The following is a 16,746-nucleotide window of genomic DNA, read 5'->3' as shown; positions in this document are numbered from 1 at the left end:
TGTGGGGATAAATTCCACAAACCACCAACTTTTCCTCCACAGCCCCAAACCACAATATCCATACGTAAACGATTGAAAAACAAATAATTATAACCAAACACCAAACAAAAACCTAATGGTACGATTATTACAATAAAACAATGTAAAAAATCAAACAAGAAGATAAGCACGAAAAAATATGTCTAAAAATATGTTATTAAAAGAAACTCACTTCAAGTATTTTCCTTTGCCATTGATTTTAATGGCAGGTATTATATTTTTTGGGTGCAAGGAAGAAAAAAAGGTAGATGAGGGTTTGCCCCTTCCTGTAATCAGCCTAAAAGAAGAAAAGGCTGCACGGTCCTATCAGTATCTTGGATCCATTGAAGGAGTTGAAAATGTCGAAATCCGCCCCCAGGTGGATGGTATTCTGGAACAAATCTATGTGGATGAAGGGGATTTTGTAGAGAAAGGTCAGTCCCTTTTCAAAATCAACAACCAACCCTACATGGAAAACCTCAAAAATGCTCAAGCCAACGTAGAATTGGAAAAAGCCAAACTCCGTAAGGCCCAAACAGAGATCGATCGCTTACAGCCCCTCATTGATAATGAGGTGATCTCTGAAGTAAGAATGCAAACTACGCTGGCAGATTATGAAGTAGCGAAGTCTTCCTTGGAACAAGCAGAAGCCGTAGCTGCCAACATGCGTATTAACCTGGATTTTACCACCATCAAAGCTCCAGTTAATGGGTTTATGGGCAGAATTCCCCGCTCCATCGGTAACGTGGTCAAGAAAACGGATTCAGAGCCTTTGACGACCCTTTCCAACGTCCATGAAGTGTATGTCTATTTTTCCATGAGTGAATCAGACTACCTATATTATGAAAGAATGAAAAAGGATTCGAACTCCAAAAAACTGAATCCTAATGTAAAGCTGATTTTGGCAGATGGAAGCATTTATGACAAAGTAGGGACGATTGACGCCAACTCTGGTCAGATCAACCGCTCTACCGGGTCCATTGCCCTACGTGCACGTTTTTCCAATCCTGACACCCTCTTAAGATCTGGAAACACGGGAAAAATCCTTATGGAACAGATTTACCCTGATGCCATTTTGATCCCGCAGGGAGCCACCGCTTCAATTCATGACAAAAAATTTGTTTACACTTTAAACGATGACAACACCGTAAACCGCATAGAGATCAAAATAGAAGGAAGGTCTGGGAAAAAATACATCGTCAGTGATGGCTCCTTATCCCCTGATGACCGCATTGTAACTTCCGGACTGGATAAGTTAACGGATGGGGTAAAAGTAAAACCACTCCAGCAAGGCCAGCTACTCTCCTCTGACGAATAGTGCAGGCCTTTCCAATTTATTGTTTAACCACAGACGTAAATGGTAAGCTTTAGTTGATTCACGCGTGGAAATAGGAAAGCTATATCCATGTCCTTAGATCTCACCATCACCTTTTTGTAAGACAAAGACATAAGCAGATGATCAAAAATATAATTAACAGGCCCGTGCTGGCTTTGGTAATTTCGATTCTCCTGATACTGGCCGGAGCGGGGAGCATTAGCCAGCTACCTGTAGAGCGGTTTCCGGAGATTGCACCGCCCAGTGTCAGCGTGCAGGTATATTACCCAGGTGCCAACGCAGAAACAGTAGCCAAATCCGTACTACTTCCCTTAGAAGAAGCCATCAACGGTGCTGAAAACATGAGTTATATCAACTCTACAGCGACCAACTCTGGACGTGGCCGATCTACTGTGTACTTCGAGCCGGGGACGGACCCTAATGTGGCAGCCGTAGAAATCCAAAACAGGATATCGCAAGTCATGGAGTCCATCCCTTCCGAAGTAAGAGAAGCAGGGATCGTCGTGCTCAAACGGCTCAAAGGCTCCCTGATGACCATCCAAATTTACAGTGATGGAGTCTATGACGAGACCTTTCTTAATGCCTATACCAGGATGAACATCCGTCGGGAGCTGAAAAGGGTAAGTGGCATCGCAGAGGCATCGATCCTCCGCTCGAGGGATTATGCCATGCGGATATGGCTTAACCCTGAAAAAATGGCCCTTTATGGCCTGACTCCGAGGGAAGTCTACAACCAAGTACGAGATCAAAGTTTCGAAGCGGCCCCTGGTAAATTCGGGGAAAATTCCGATGAAGTTTTTGAAATCGTAATGAAGCACACCGGACGCTTCAGTGAGCCCGACGAATACGAAAACCTCGTGATCAAAACCGAAGATGATGGCACCCAATTGCGGCTAAAGGATGTCGCCAGACTGGAATTTGGGGCATCCAACTATGCCAGTGACAATAAGCTTGATGGCATGTCTGCGGTGACCATTGACATTGTGCAGCAGCAAGGAGCCAATGCCGTGGAGATCGATAAAGCCGTAAGAAAAGTACTGGAAGACCAGGCCAAGGCTTTCCCAGAGGGAATGGAATATAAAATTTCTTACAGTGTGCGCGACCAGATTGATGAGTCCATGCACCATGTTCAAAAAACACTGATGGAAGCCTTTGTGCTGGTGTTTTTGGTGGTTTTTATTTTCCTCCAAAATACCCGCGCCACCCTAATTACAGCTATTTCGATCCCAGTTTCACTAATTGGTACTTTCTTCTTTCTCAATATGATAGGCGCCACGATGAATGTGCTCAGCATGTTTTCTATCGTATTGGCCATCGGTATAGTGGTGGATGATGCCATCGTCGTCATCGAGGCGATCTATGAAAAAATGGAAGATGAAGGTCTCAAAGTCAAAGACGCAGTCGTCGTGGCGATGTCAGAGATCACAGGGGCAATCATTTCCATTACCATTGTAATTGCCGCGGTTTTCCTACCTGTTGGATTCTTGGATGGGCCAGTTGGTGTATTCTATCAGGAATTTGCTTATACCATTATCTTTGCCGTGCTGATTTCAGCGGTAAATGCCCTTACACTGGTACCGGTACTCAGTGCCATGATCCTTAAAGAAAAGGATCCTAACAAAAAACGAAAGCGCATTCCACTTATAGAACGGATTCGTGAAAGCCGAGCAGCAAATACCGCCAAAACGCTTCGTGATAAGGGGCTGCGAAAATTTGACAGCGCTTTTGATAAGTTTACAGAGAAGTACCTCACCGTGGTAAAATGGTGCATTCGCCATAAATGGTGGACCATGGGAGGCTTGGTAGTGGTTTCCGGATTGACTTTTCTAATGGCCACGACCACGCCCAAAGGATTTATTCCCACAGAGGATGATAACTTCCTGATATTTTCCCTCACCATGCCGGAAGGATCCTCCCTTCACCGTACTAATCAAATATTGAAGCAAGCAGACTCCCTACTTCGTAAAGAGACCGCCGTAGCCAGTGTCAATACCGTGTCAGGATATAATATTGTGGATGATTCTGAGAGCTCCTCCACGGGATTGGGATATATCAAATTACGGGAAATCGGAAAGCGGGGCGATGTAAGGGAAATCGGTGAAGTGGTAAAGCACCTCACCCAAAAACTCGGCGTGCTCAGCGAAGCCAATATCAATATTTATCCACGTCCTACCGTACAGGGCTTTGGCAACTTTGACGGGGTACAGATCGTCCTTCAAGATTATTCGGATGGTGACTATGGGGAATTTGGGCAATTGATCAATGGGTTTATCAATGAACTCACCAAGCAAGAAGCCATAGAAAAGGCCTTCACTTCTTACAATCCCAATTTTCCACAATATAAAATCAAGATCGACTACGAAAAGGCCAAGGCCATGGGCGTCAGCGTAAAGGATATGATGTTCACGATCCAGTCCAACTTTGGTCGTACCCGGGTGGGTGACTTTAACCGCTTTACCCGCCAATACATGGTCTATATGCAATCCGACACCCAATACAGGGAAACGCCCGATGCCATTAACTCGATCATGGTCAAAAACAGCCAAGGTGAAATGGTTCCGATCAACACCTTCGTGAAACTGGAAGAAACCTATGGCCCCGAGACAGTCTTCAGATACAACCTTTATAGTGCAGCACGGATCAATATCACCCCTGCCAAAGGATACAGTACCGGGGATGTCATGGGAGTCATCGAGGAGTTGAGCGAAAGTAAACTTCCCGCCAACCTTGGCTTCGAATGGACAGGAATGAGCTTGGAAGAAAAAAAATCAGGATCCAATACCACAATGATATTTGCCATCAGTATCATCCTGATCTATTTCATCCTGGCGGCCCAATATGAGAGTTTCTGGTTGCCCATGGCGGTGATCCTCTCCCTTCCAGCCGGTATCCTGGGTGTGTTTGTATTTATCAACCTTGCAGGTATCGAAAATAACATCTACGTGCAAGTCGGGCTGGTGATGCTGGTAGGCTTATTGGCCAAAAACGCTATCCTGATCGTGGAGTTTGTATCACAAAAGAGAAAAGAAGGGCTGAACGTAGCTGACGCAGTCATAGAGGCTTGTGCCCTTCGAATCCGTCCTATTTTGATGACATCCTTTGCCTTTACGGCGGGCTTGGTACCGTTGATGTTTTCGGTAGGCTCCTCTGCACAGGGAACCAAATCAGTAAGTATCGGCACAGCTGGTGGGATGATTTTCGGCATCAGTCTAGGGGTAATTTTCATCCCTGTACTGGCCTATATTTTCCAGCAGATCCAAGACAGGTACTTTATTGAAACCATTGAAAAAGAATAACTATGAATTCGCTAAAAAACATATTGCCCCTTGCCCTGGTCGTAATAGCGATGGCTGGTTGTAAAGTAGGGCAAAGCTATAAAAGGCCAGAAATAGATTTTCCTGACCAATACTACGGAGCGGACAGCCTCAGGGACAGCTTGATGACGGGCAAAAAGCCCATGGCATCGGTCGATTGGAAAGCCTATTTCAAAGACTCTATGTTGGTTGGTCTGATCGATTCAGCCTTGTCCAATAACTTTGACATGCAAAAAATGACAAAGGAAATCGACATTGGCTATCAGAACCTGCAGCAGTCCAAGGCTAACTTCCTGCCTTCTCTAGGCGCTTCCCCTTTTAAATATAACCGCGAATATTATTCAGAGTATTATAATAACTATGGTTCCAATAGAGCAAGAAGGAACCACGGAGATGATATCCCTACCTCGTTGTATACCGAGCGGATGGAGTACGTTTCCTCCCTGCAAGCCAGCTGGGAAATAGATATCTGGGGAAAGCTCCGGTGGCAAAAAGAGGCTGCCCGGGCATCGTTTATGAAAACCCAGGAATTCAGAAAAGCTGTACAAACGGCATTGGTCTCAGAAGTGGCGACTACTTACCTAAACATGCTCATGCTCAAATCACAGCTAACGGTTTCCAAGCGGAACTACGAATTGAGTAAAAACACACTTCGAATCGTTAAGCTACAGTATGATGCGGGAGAAACAACCTCCCTGGCCGTGCAACAGACCGAATCACAAATGCTACGTGCCAAAGCGTTGATCCCTGATCTGGAAAGGGATTATGCCATCCAGGAAACACGTCTCAACGAGTTGCTGGGACGGTCGCCCCGAGAGCTGGACCTCGTCCATCACTTGGAGGACATCACCTTTGACAGCACTTACCAAACAGGTGTGCCACTGGAACTGATCCAGAACAGACCGGACATCGCAGCGTCTGAATACAATTTGATTATCAGTAATGCCAATGTCGGTGTAACGCAGGCCATGAAATATCCATCGCTGACCATAAGTGGTGGGGTCGGTCTCAATTCTTATCAGATCGAGCACTTTCTTGACCCCTTGGGAGCTGGATTTGCCGTGCTGAACGGCGCTATTTTCCAACCGATTTTCCAAAATCGCAAGTTGAAAACCAATCACCTCATCGCGGTCAACAAAAGGGAAATCGCCCAACTGGATTTTAAGGAAACCATTGTAGGTGCAGTCGGCGAAGTATCCAATGCCCTTGTGACTATAGAAAAGCTTCAGGAAGCCCATGATATTGTAGAAGAAAGGCTTCAAGTCACCAATAAAGGTGTAAAAGACGCTTTTCTACTCTTCCAAAGTGGGTTTGCCAGTTACTTGGAGATCATCAATGCACAGGAAGATGCCCTGGAAAACCAAATGGAACTGGTAAGGCTAAAAACACAATTGGCCATCGCCAATATCGAGCTGTACCGCAGCCTTGGAGGCGGTTGGAAATAACTCAGATCAAGCGGAAATATTGGAATATGGGCATGGCAGACGCTATTTTATATGGAAGCAGGTAACGCTGATCCGCCCCGACGGGACAGGTTGGGCAGATCTCCGCTGATTCTTTATTTAAAAAATTGGAATTGAAGAGTGGTTCCAAACCAAGAGGCTGCCTGATCTCATCGGAATCAGGCAGCCTCTTCATATTCATAGTCATGGACAACGGCCACGGTAAATAGCCGAATAAAATGATTACGGTTTTAGCAGCAATCACCTGGCCAACACCCATAAATTCACGCTAAAACGGATCAAGCGGAAAAGTTGGGGGGATTAGGGTTAGTTTCGATAGCACGCAGATGATGCAGATTAATAAGATTTACGCTGATTTTTTTATACTGGAGCACGCATTACTATTGCTAAATTAAAGAGAAATATGCTTACCAAAACCACCTGGAAATCTCTCATCTTCCAGAAATATTGCTTAGTCTCAAAATGTGCTAAAAATGAGGCAAGCGAAAAAGTTGAGGGCATGAATCCCTTTATTTTAATAGGATTTCCTTTTTGTTTTTTTGCCACAAAGATTCTAAGACCCAAAGCTGTTTGTTTTCCATGAAATTTAGAATCCGCCTACAAAACACTTCGTGTCTTGGCGACTTCGTGGCGACATACCAAATGAATATAAATCTTCTCCCGCCCCCAAAAATATGGCTTGATCCGCTAAAACCCATTTCCAACCGCTAGAGCATTGTTCCAATGATCAACAGGGAAAGGGGATTCTAAAAAAACATCAAGAATTTATCTTCTCCCAGAAATATTGCTTGCCCCTAATCCTGCATTTCTCTTTGGCCAAAAAAAGAACCCTTGATGCTATATCAAGGGTTCTTTTATTTATGGTTATTAGTGATGGCTTATTATTGTATCTTAATTGCTCAGTTCATTCAAGAGCAACTTTTCTTCTAAACGGTGCTTCTCTTGATTGATCAGCACTTTTCTCAGTACTTGCTTAAACCTGATTTCTTCATTTACAATTCTGAAAATTTTCTCTAGGTATTGCTTGGCCACTGCTTCATTCTTTTTGTAAAACTTCAGTGTGAAACTTCTATTTTCATGGATGTTTTCCAAATAAATCTCTTTGGGCTGACCCGCCAAAACAATACCCCTAAAGAAAGCATAATGCGCTGCTATATCTCCTTTTAGGGTAAAATAAATTGCTTGGAATTTTTTATTGGCATCAGCATAATTATGAAAACCAAAAGATCCCTGGCCTTCCAATTGAACAAATTCATTATGTGCTAGCCAGTCATAAGCACTCAGTGAAGTCAGGTCCTTGTCTTTGTTCCTACTTACTGACTGAAAGCTGAAGATATTATTGTTTTGGGTGGAAATGTTATAGTTAGAAGCTATTGCTGTCATGTTTTCTTAATTTGAGATGGTTACTAGTTAATTTTTTTTTTGCGGATTTGTTGCGATCAGCAACAACACCTTTTCGGTTCTTTCAGCAAGTTCTGCATTCGCATTGTTAGTCTCATGGCTTTTACATTTATAGGTCCTCAAATGATTTCGGCAGGATTTAGCACCTTTTCTCTTTATGAGAGGGATAGGTTGCTATAGGTTCTTTGAGCCTGTTCTCTCCCCTATTCTTTATAAATCAGCTACTGAGCTTGCTCCGCTTTTCGCTAATAACTGCTTCAAAGGTACGACATTTTTTTACAAAAACTAATTTCCCTATAGAATTTGTAGGGAATATTATTTTCCTCTCCTAACCCTTCCGCTCTTTACCCAATTGTGAACGCCCTCTATCCCTCATTCCTTTGTAATTTAGTGCTTTATCACACTGCAAAATAGCATTTCAAGCTATCTTATCGTTACAAAAAGAACCAACATTTTAACATACAGGTATTGCTAAAAACCAAGTGTACGAATGAGGAAATCAACATACCCCTCCATTCGGTGAACGAAATCATCACCATATCATCTATGTTTACCCTCCTTCAACTTTCCCATTCCCTTAAAACCTCACAACCTTTAGAACCTCCCTTCTCCCATAAATGCACAATTTTGACTACTTTTGTGGCAATAAATTCATTGATTGGATTTGCCCAATATAACGAACTAGAGATTTACCCATTATGAGAAACATTAAGCTTGTAGAAGTACGGTCAGAACTTGCCGCAGGCACTAGGGGTGCCAGCCTGGGAATTGATGCGCTAAAAGTGGCCAGCTTGGGAAAAAAGTCGGATTTCTTTACCCGGTTTGATCCCATCAATGTGCCAGACGCGAATAATTACCTTTGGAAAAACAACCCCTATCCTCATGCCAGGTACATCGATGGGGTACACGAAGTACTCAGCAATGTCCATGACACCATAAAGGTACTTCGTCTGGAAAAAAAGTTTCCTATTGTCCTGGCCGGAGATCACTCCACAGCTGCCGGAACCATCATGGGAATCAAAGCCGCCAATCCTGAAAAGCGACTTGGGGTGATCTGGATCGATGCCCATGCTGACATCCACAGTCCTTATACCAGCCCATCAGGAAATATGCACGGCATGCCACTGGGCATGTGCCTGCAAGAAGACAACCTGGAAAACAAGCAGCAGGAGCCTTCAGCGGAAGAAATCGAATACTGGGAAAAGATCAAAAAAATCGGAGGGGACTTCCCAAAGATAAAGGCAGAAGATATCGTCTACATTGCTGTCAGAGATACAGAAGAACCGGAAAACAAGCTTATCAGTAAGCATGGCATCCGAAATTTCACCACCAAAGAAGTTCGTGAAAAAGGTATAGTGAAAATTTCAGAAGAGGCCTTGTCCATCCTGAAAGACTGCGAGCAGATTTATATCTCCTTTGATGTAGACAGCATGGACAGTTCGATTTCCGTTGGTACAGGCACACCTGTTCCGGATGGACTCACGGTGAATGAAGCCTTAAAACTGAACATGGAATTAATAAAAGACAAGAGAGTTTGCTGTTGGGAAATCGTGGAGGTAAACCCAACGTTGGATTCCGAAAACATCATGGCCCAAAACGCCTTTGAAGTATTGGAATGCACTACCAAATCCTTGGTCAGCAACTTTTGAAAGTGAGGTGTCGGATATCCATGGAACGCGGATGACGCTGATAAGATTGATTTTCTCAGATACAAATCAGAGGTATCACCTTATCGCTAATGCCGTGACGAATCAAGAGAAAAAAATAGAAGTCTGCCCCGTCCCGATAGCCCGATACTCATCCAGGACATCAGAATCAAGGAATAGTGAATAAAAAATGTTCCCGGTATATCGGGATAAAATCAGAGTTTGCCCCAATTCTTAGGGGACACGAAAAGTAAAAATATTAATACAAAAGAATGACGATTCAAGAACAGATACTAAAAGCCATCAGTAAAGCATTTGCACAAGCTTTTGACCATCAGGTAGCCCCAGAGTCCCTGGCCTTACAGCCTACTCGCAAGGAATTTGAAGGCAATTATACCTTCGTGCTCTTTCCATTTCTGAAGTTCACCAGAATGAAACCTGAAGATAGTGGTGAGAAAATCGGGCAGTACCTGGTCGAAAACTGTGAGGCAGTCAGTGCTTTTAATGTGGTAAAAGGCTTCTTGAACATTTCTGTCAACGAACAATCTTGGATGGCTGTTTTCCAAGCACTCTACCAAAACAAGGAGCTTGGCCAGTTGCCGCCAAAAAACCAAAAGGTAATGGTGGAGTTCAGCTCTCCCAATACCAATAAGCCCCTTCATTTGGGTCACTTAAGGAATAATTTCCTTGGATTCTCCGTTTCGGAAATCCTGAAGGCTAATGGCTATGAAGTCATCAAAGCCAACCTTGTCAACGATCGAGGAATCCACATTTGTAAATCCATGGTAGCGTACCTCCACTTTGGCAATGGGGAAACACCTGAATCCGGTGCACTAAAAGGTGACCACCTGGCAGGAAAGTACTATGTCCTTTTTGATAAAGCTTATAAAAAGGAAATCCAAGTACTGACAGAAAAGGGACTTTCAGAGGACGAGGCAAAAAAACAAGCTCCACTTATGCTGGAAGCCCAAGAAATGCTTCGCAAATGGGAAGCAGGTGACGAAGAAACGGTCAGCCTCTGGAAAACCATGAACAGCTGGGTGTATGAAGGATTTGACGCCACGTATAAGAAAATGGGGGTGAGTTTTGATAAGTTTTACTACGAATCAGACACCTACCTTCTAGGCAAAAACATCGTGGAAGAAGGCCTCAAAAAGGGTGTTTTCTTCAAAAAGGACAACAATTCCGTGTGGGCAGACCTCACGGACGAAGGGCTGGATGAGAAGCTCGTGCTGAGAGGTGACGGAACTTCAGTGTACATCACACAGGACATGGGCACGGCAGACCTCAAATACGAAAATTTCAAGATCAACAAATCGGTATATGTGGTAGGAAACGAGCAGGATTATCACTTTGATGTTCTTTTTAAGATCATGAGAAAGCTGGGTCGGCCATATGGAAAAGGGCTGTATCACCTTTCTTATGGCATGGTAGATCTGCCTACAGGCAAAATGAAGTCGCGTGAAGGAACCGTTGTGGATGCCGATGACCTGATCCAGGAAATGGTGGACACCGCAGAAAGCCATACCAAAGAACTTGGCAAAATCGAAGGCTTCTCGGAAGAACAGGCCAAAACGCTCTACGAAATGTTGGGCTTAGGAGCACTGAAATACTTCCTACTAAAAGTAGACCCTAAAAAACGCATGCTCTTCAATCCGCAGGAATCCATCGAATTCCAAGGTAACACAGGGCCATTCATCCAATATTCCCATGCACGAATCGCCAGTATCCTTCGCAAGGCCAAACAAATTGGCGTAGATTATTCAGCAGCAGGTTTTGAAGGCTTGCAACAAGTGGAAAATGCAGAAAAAGAACTGATCATCTTGCTGAATGATTACGAGAAAAAAATTGCTCAGGCAGGTGAGGAACTGTCCCCGTCAATAATTGCGCAATATATGTTTGATTTGGCGAAGGAATATAACCGCTTTTATGCAGAACTTCCTATCTTTAGTGAAGCAGATGAGAAGGTTCGCAGCTTCAGGGTGGCGCTCAGCGCACATGTAGCCAGAACTTTACATTCTGGAATGAAGTTATTAGGAATACAAGTACCCGAAAAAATGTAATTATGAGAAAACTGATATTCATCCTCTCAATAGTGGCTTTAGCATCATGTAGTTCTGGTTCCAGCACTGAAACCAACGGAGTAGCTGAAGCAAAAGATCCTGACCAAGAAGATATGCAGACAAAAAAAACCTTCTATGACTTTACCATAAAGGACATTGATGGAAATGAAGTAGATTTCAGCAAGTTTAAAGGCCAAAAAGTCCTTGTGGTCAATGTCGCATCCAAATGCGGCTACACCCCGCAGTACGAAGACCTCCAAAAACTAAACGAAGAATACGGAGACAAAATCGTCATCCTTGGGTTTCCTGCCAATAACTTCGGTGGACAGGAGCCTGGTTCCAATGAAGAAATCAAGAAATTCTGCACTGGGAACTACGGTGTTACCTTCCCGATGTTTGAAAAGGTATCTGTAAAAGGTGTGGACAAGCACCCTCTTTACAGATGGCTCTCTGATAAATCCCAAAATGGGTGGAACAACCAGGAACCAACGTGGAATTTCTGCAAGTATTACATCGATGAAAACGGTGAGCTGAAGCACTTTTTCCAGTCGGCTGTCAATCCAATGGACGAAGAAATCATCAAATTGATCGAATCATAATTAGTCCTACTTTGTCATGTTACGGGTTATTTTAAGAGATTCCTCCATCGTCGGAATAGCCTGTCCCGATGTATCGGGAAGGAATCTCGTTAAGGTACTTTCTTAATTTGACAAAGCAGGATTAGTCATTACCATTTAATGTAAGAGTATAGACCTGCCTGTTTGACCGTCCAAAGGAACATTGGCATGGACAAAAATCCGGCAGGTCTGTATCACTGTTAACCCTTCCCTACTCACCGCATAAAATCGTGGACATTACGCTTACCAGTAAAAAACAAGCTTGGCTACATGCCATTCGATTGAGAACCCTTCCACTGGCCTTGGCCAGCATCTTAATGGCCAGCTTTATCGCTTGGTTCCATGGAGCCTTCCGATGGGAAGTAACGGTTCTCGCGGCTTTGACTACCACGCTGCTACAAATCCTATCCAACCTCGCCAATGACTATGGTGACAGTGTCCACGGTGCTGACAGTGACGATAGAGAAGGCCCCGTCAGAGCAGTACAATCTGGAATAATCCAACCTTCGGAAATGAAAAATGCCATGATTTTACTGGGCGTTTCATCATTTCTGTGCGGTATCGTGCTGTTGTATGTAGCATTGGAGAGCTGGCTGTTGTTCTTTACTTTTATAGGCATCGGCTTGTTGTCCATCTTTGCCGCGATCAATTACACTTCAGGATCCAACCCTTATGGATACATGGGATTGGGAGACATTTCTGTATTCTTATTTTTTGGCCTTGTAGGTGTCTTGGGCACGTATTTTCTTCACAGCTTGGATTTTTCATCCACCTTGGTCCTTCCAGCACTTTCGCTGGGATTCTTCAGTACTGCGGTATTGAATATCAATAATATCAGGGACATCGAATCTGATCAAAAAGCAGGCAAAAAGTCCGTTCCTGTCCGAATTGGAAGAAAAGCAGCTATACGCTATAATTGGGCATTGATTATTTTGGGCAATGTTTCCCTATTGCTTTTTAGCTGGTTGGAAAATGCTCCTGGTGCTTTGGTCGCCCTGTTGGTCTTACCACTGATGGCCGATATCGGAAAAAACGTTCAGCGGAAAACCAGATCTTCTGAATTGGATCCTTACCTCAAGAAAATGGCCATTTCAACCTTATTATGGGTATTGGCTTTTGGTGTTGGGCTGGTGAGCTTTTCTTGAACAAAACCCATCTGAATTATATCCCTAACGAGATCCCGATAATAAACCAATAATTCCAATCCCTTAATTAAGTCACCAAGGAATCTTCCGTCAGAACCACATTCATTTCATTTTTTTCAGTCGATGATCCCTAGAACGGAGACTTTCTCGTGAGTATTCCGGCAAGTCCTGGGAATTACTGCCCAGAATATCTCCAAATCAATTCCCGTATTGTAACCCCCCTTCACCCTTTAAATTTACTTTTCCACACCCAATTCGGCATGAATTTCGTTTACTATAATACCAAGACATAAACTGGTTATAATTATGCCTTTTTTGTAATTTGATTTTGTAACACTTTAATCAAAAACGACAACTATGAAAACCATCCTAGTACCTTATGACTTTTCCGAAGAAGCAGAGAATGCCTTTGATTTTGCAAAAGAGCTGGCTGCCCTCACCCAAGGACACCTAAAACTACTCCATGTCATCGAAATCCCTACGGGACAAAATTTCAACACGACAGGGGAGGTAGGATTGGGAGGAGATGAAATGCAGCAAGTTTTTATGGTTGAGTTAGTAGAAAAAAGGAAACAACAGGTAAATGCAATTGAAGAAAAGCTGAAAGACGTACCTTATAAATTCAGCACCAAAATCACCTTTGGAAATCCGTATGCCGGCATATCCAATGAAATAGGTGAAATCAAAGCAGACCTCATCGTCATGGGCTCCAAAGGCACCAGCGGTCTGGAAGAGCTGCTGATAGGCTCTAACACGGAAAAAGTCGTCCGCCATGCCGAATGTCCTGTGGTCACCATCAAGAGTAAAATACACCCTTCATCAATAAAAAACATCCTTTTTGCGAGCGATTTCGGGGATGAAAACAAAAAGACTTTCGGCCAACTGAAGAAGCTGCAAGAAACGTTGGGAGCAGCGCTTCATCTTGTAAAAATCAACACTCCCAATAGTTTCGAAAACTCAAAAGACAGCAAAGCCAAAATCAAGGATTTCATAGCCAAAAACCATTTGGAGAATGTTACCTTTGAGATTTACAACAGTGATTCGGAAGAAGATGGCATCATCCAATATTCCGAAGAAAACAATATTGACATGATAGCCATGGCCACTCACGGCAGGACAGGGTTTATGCATCTTCTCAGTGGCAGCATTGCAGAAGATGTGGTCAACCACGCCAAAAGGCCCGTGTGGACCATGAAGATGAAGTAACGATTATGGGAAGAAAAAAAAGCAACAACTGGAAAAAACGGGATGGAGTGGTTTACTCTACCAGTGATGAGTTTGAATTTGACCATCTGGGGGGAGAAGAAACTGAAACCCTTCCTCCACAGCAACAAAACCTTAAAGTCATGCTGGATAAAAAAGCCAGAGGCGGCAAGCAGGTGACGTTAATTGCAGGTTTCAGTGGATCTGAAGAAGATTTGAAGGAACTTGGAAAAACCTTAAAAAGCAAATGTGGTGTGGGGGGAAGCGCTAAAGACGGCGAAATCCTGATCCAAGGTGACCATCGGGACAAAGTCCTCGACATTCTCCATCAGCATAATTATAAAGCCAAAAAGTCAGGTGGATAAAAAAAGGAGTGGTTTATAAAACCGCTCCTTTCCATTTTAAAAAATTGAACCACAAACTAAATTCGACGCAAATGAAGAAATGCGTAAAATCTTAAACAACCACCGTTCATTTTTTGTTTAATCTCTTTCTAACATCTACGAGACAAGTGTCCCAACTGGATTACTATATCCTTATTTTTTTTTCAGAAACTGAATCCTCTAGAATGTTCCCTTCATAAGCTCAACCTTCCACAGTAAGAACAAGATACTACTTCATTTCTGTGCATTCGGTGAGTGAAAAATGGATCAAGCGGAAAAGTTGGAGGGATTAGGATTGGTTCCGATAGTACGCAGATGGCGCAGATTAATAAGATTTGCGCTGATTTTTTCATGCTGGAGCACGCATTCCTATTAACCTCAGTTCGATTAATATAATTTGATGAAAAACGGCTTTAACGTCCCCAAAAGTATTGGGACAGACTATTTCGAGCCCTTTTCCGATGCTTTCCCGTCACTGCGAGGAAGTATAGACTATCCCGATAGCTACCGAGAACGCGGCAGTCCCGTTCCGTTTTAAGAATACGAGATTGCTTCTTCCCTTCGGTTGTCGTATGACGGTTTAACGCTAATTTCATAGTCGAACTGAGGAACATAGGGCATAATAGGCTTAAGCTGTTGATTCGGCTATTTTACCATGGGTTGCTATCCATGCTTATGTATGTGAAAGTTTAGGCCCCACCAACATTTGGGCTCGGTCAAATAAAACTGTTACCACTCGCCATTATTTAAAAAGATTCCAAATAACTGTTTTTCTCCATCCGGAAAATCCAAAGCTCCTTTTTACAGCGTACATATTTCAAACAACGATAATGGAAGGAAGCAATGTGCTTTCGGTTCAAATCAGAAAGAGACATTATGATTCAGTTCAGACTTTTAAGCTTATCCCACAAGACCACTGACATTGCCGTTAGAGAGCGTTTTGCGCTAAACCAGAATGAAGTGAGTCTATTTCTAGACAAAGCCAAACAGGTAACGTCAGTAGAAGAAGTACTGGCTATCTCTACTTGTAACAGAACCGAAATAGTCTGTTTTGGGGATAAAAGCGGTGCTTATGACCTTCTTTATTGTTTATGTCAGGTCAAACTGCAGAACATTGATATCGCATTACGCGCATTTTCCCAAGAGCATGACGAAGTAACGGTTTTACGCTATTTATTCGAAGTTTCGGCGGGCCTGGAGTCCCAAATCCTGGGAGATGCCCAAATCCGCTCACAAATCAAACAAGCCTATCAATTAGCCGATAAAGCGCAGACAGCCGGTACTTACATCCATCGCCTGATGCAAGTAATCTTCAGCGCAAATAAAAAAATATCCAGCCAAACTGGATTTCGTACAGGCATTAGCTCTGCATCCTATGCAGCCGTGGATATGATTGAGGAATACCGAAGTATGTTTAAATCCACTCAGATAGCTATTGTAGGTTTTGGAGAGATGGGGCAGAACGTATGCAAACACCTTTGCTCAAAAGGCCATACCGAACTTACGATCTTCAATCGAACGGAAGAAAAAGTGACCCAATTCAATGAAAAATTCAAAACAGAATTGAGCTATTTTCCTTTGGATCACTTAAGGCGTAAAATGTACCAGTTTGACATCATCATTTCTTCCCCTTCAGTTACCGCTCCGATTTTACAAAAAAGTGACTTTGACACCAGTGATGTGCTATTCAAAATCTTAGTGGATATTTCTATGCCAAGGAGCATCGCCCCTGATGTGGCCAGTGTACCGGGCATCATGCTCTATGATATGGATGACATCGGCAAGGTCACTCAGACGGCGCTGGAGCAAAAAAAGGCCAGCATACAAGATGTAAGAAACATTTTGGATATTTATCTGGAAGAATTTGTCCAATGGCAAAACGACAATAAAAACCTGGAAGCCATCCGTTCGATGAAGGCCGCTCTGCAAACCATCAAAGCCGAAGAAATGGACCGCTATCAACGCCTGATGAGCGAAGCCTCTTCCTGTACCTACGAGCAGGTCATGGATGCCATGATCCAAAAAATCATCAAGAAGACCGTGGTGACCTTAAAGTCCATTAAAAACGAAAATGAACGGAAAGTTTATAATTCCTTGATCAATCAGACTTTTCTTTAAGGAATCATTAATTTTTCGGAAAAAACTTTATCATTTTTT

The 16,746-nt window shown here is 43.2% G+C and carries 11 protein-coding genes and 1 riboswitch; of the genes, 10 read left to right on the top strand and 1 reads right to left on the bottom strand.

The features are described from left to right. The first annotated feature begins 190 nt into the window (after positions 1 to 190). The 3 genes from FKX85_RS11790 to FKX85_RS11780 all read left to right on the top strand — a co-directional run bounded on the left by FKX85_RS11790 (position 191) and on the right by FKX85_RS11780 (position 6,113). The gene (locus tag FKX85_RS11790) at positions 191 to 1,336 is read left to right on the top strand and encodes an efflux RND transporter periplasmic adaptor subunit (protein ID WP_229239601.1); all 1,146 of its coding nucleotides are present in this window, start codon (positions 191 to 193) and stop codon (positions 1,334 to 1,336) included. Between the two features lie 137 nt (positions 1,337 to 1,473). Beyond that, positions 1,474 to 4,650 (top strand): efflux RND transporter permease subunit, encoded by a 3,177-nt coding sequence (locus FKX85_RS11785; protein ID WP_141614921.1) that lies wholly within the window; start codon positions 1,474 to 1,476, stop codon positions 4,648 to 4,650. Between the two features lie 2 nt (positions 4,651 to 4,652). After that, the gene (locus FKX85_RS11780; RefSeq protein WP_141614920.1) at positions 4,653 to 6,113 is read left to right on the top strand and encodes an efflux transporter outer membrane subunit; all 1,461 of its coding nucleotides are present in this window, start codon (positions 4,653 to 4,655) and stop codon (positions 6,111 to 6,113) included. Positions 6,114 to 7,022: 909 nt separating this feature from the next. Here the strand turns inward: FKX85_RS11780 and FKX85_RS11775 are convergent. After that, positions 7,023 to 7,514 carry a hypothetical protein gene (locus FKX85_RS11775; RefSeq protein WP_141614919.1) on the bottom strand — a complete coding sequence of 164 codons (492 nt, stop codon included), beginning with the start codon at positions 7,512 to 7,514 and terminating at the stop codon, positions 7,023 to 7,025. Between the two features lie 124 nt (positions 7,515 to 7,638). Further along, a riboswitch (SAM riboswitch) is annotated at positions 7,639 to 7,751 on the bottom strand. Positions 7,752 to 8,230: 479 nt separating this feature from the next. On the opposite strand from FKX85_RS11775, the gene FKX85_RS11770 reads away from it, so the two are divergent. From FKX85_RS11770 to hemA, 7 genes are all read left to right on the top strand, one after another. Next, positions 8,231 to 9,181 carry an arginase gene (locus FKX85_RS11770; RefSeq protein ID WP_210416846.1) on the top strand — a complete coding sequence of 317 codons (951 nt, stop codon included), beginning with the start codon at positions 8,231 to 8,233 and terminating at the stop codon, positions 9,179 to 9,181. Positions 9,182 to 9,450: 269 nt separating this feature from the next. Next, positions 9,451 to 11,241 carry an arginine--tRNA ligase gene (gene argS, locus FKX85_RS11765; RefSeq protein ID WP_141614917.1) on the top strand — a complete coding sequence of 597 codons (1,791 nt, stop codon included), beginning with the start codon at positions 9,451 to 9,453 and terminating at the stop codon, positions 11,239 to 11,241. 2 nt (positions 11,242 to 11,243) lie between these two features. Further along, on the top strand, positions 11,244 to 11,840 hold the full coding sequence (locus FKX85_RS11760; protein WP_141614916.1) for a glutathione peroxidase: 597 nt from the start codon (positions 11,244 to 11,246) through the stop codon (positions 11,838 to 11,840). Between the two features lie 248 nt (positions 11,841 to 12,088). Further along, positions 12,089 to 13,003 carry a 1,4-dihydroxy-2-naphthoate polyprenyltransferase gene (locus FKX85_RS11755; protein WP_141614915.1) on the top strand — a complete coding sequence of 305 codons (915 nt, stop codon included), beginning with the start codon at positions 12,089 to 12,091 and terminating at the stop codon, positions 13,001 to 13,003. A gap of 357 nt (positions 13,004 to 13,360) precedes the next feature. Next, complete coding sequence (locus tag FKX85_RS11750) at positions 13,361 to 14,209, top strand: universal stress protein (protein ID WP_141614914.1); 849 nt, start codon at positions 13,361 to 13,363, stop codon at positions 14,207 to 14,209. A gap of 5 nt (positions 14,210 to 14,214) precedes the next feature. Beyond that, positions 14,215 to 14,571, top strand: a complete 357-nt coding sequence (locus FKX85_RS11745; protein WP_141614913.1) for a translation initiation factor — start codon at positions 14,215 to 14,217, stop codon at positions 14,569 to 14,571. A gap of 894 nt (positions 14,572 to 15,465) precedes the next feature. Continuing rightward, positions 15,466 to 16,707, top strand: a complete 1,242-nt coding sequence (gene hemA / locus FKX85_RS11740) for a glutamyl-tRNA reductase (protein ID WP_141614912.1) — start codon at positions 15,466 to 15,468, stop codon at positions 16,705 to 16,707. The last annotated feature ends 39 nt before the right edge of the window (positions 16,708 to 16,746 follow it).

Origin of the sequence: Echinicola soli (genome assembly GCF_006575665.1) — a bacterium.
Lineage (GTDB): Bacteria > Bacteroidota > Bacteroidia > Cytophagales > Cyclobacteriaceae > Echinicola > Echinicola soli.
The sequence above is the reverse complement of the archived record's forward strand: the minus strand, read 5'-3'. Positions and strand labels throughout refer to the sequence as shown.

Bases quoted from the DNA above. Each gene is read 5' to 3' on its own strand.
- argS (WP_141614917.1), top strand. From the start codon at position 9,451: ATGACGATTCAAGAACAGATACTAAAAGCCATCAGTAAAGCATTTGCA.
- FKX85_RS11785 (WP_141614921.1), top strand. From the start codon at position 1,474: ATGATCAAAAATATAATTAACAGGCCCGTGCTGGCTTTGGTAATTTCG.
- FKX85_RS11775 (WP_141614919.1), bottom strand. From the start codon at position 7,514: ATGACAGCAATAGCTTCTAACTATAACATTTCCACCCAAAACAATAAT.
- FKX85_RS11760 (WP_141614916.1), top strand. From the start codon at position 11,244: ATGAGAAAACTGATATTCATCCTCTCAATAGTGGCTTTAGCATCATGT.
- hemA (WP_141614912.1), top strand. From the start codon at position 15,466: ATGATTCAGTTCAGACTTTTAAGCTTATCCCACAAGACCACTGACATT.
- FKX85_RS11750 (WP_141614914.1), top strand. From the start codon at position 13,361: ATGAAAACCATCCTAGTACCTTATGACTTTTCCGAAGAAGCAGAGAAT.
- FKX85_RS11770 (WP_210416846.1), top strand. From the start codon at position 8,231: ATGAGAAACATTAAGCTTGTAGAAGTACGGTCAGAACTTGCCGCAGGC.
- FKX85_RS11780 (WP_141614920.1), top strand. From the start codon at position 4,653: ATGAATTCGCTAAAAAACATATTGCCCCTTGCCCTGGTCGTAATAGCG.
- FKX85_RS11790 (WP_229239601.1), top strand. From the start codon at position 191: ATGTTATTAAAAGAAACTCACTTCAAGTATTTTCCTTTGCCATTGATT.
- FKX85_RS11745 (WP_141614913.1), top strand. From the start codon at position 14,215: ATGGGAAGAAAAAAAAGCAACAACTGGAAAAAACGGGATGGAGTGGTT.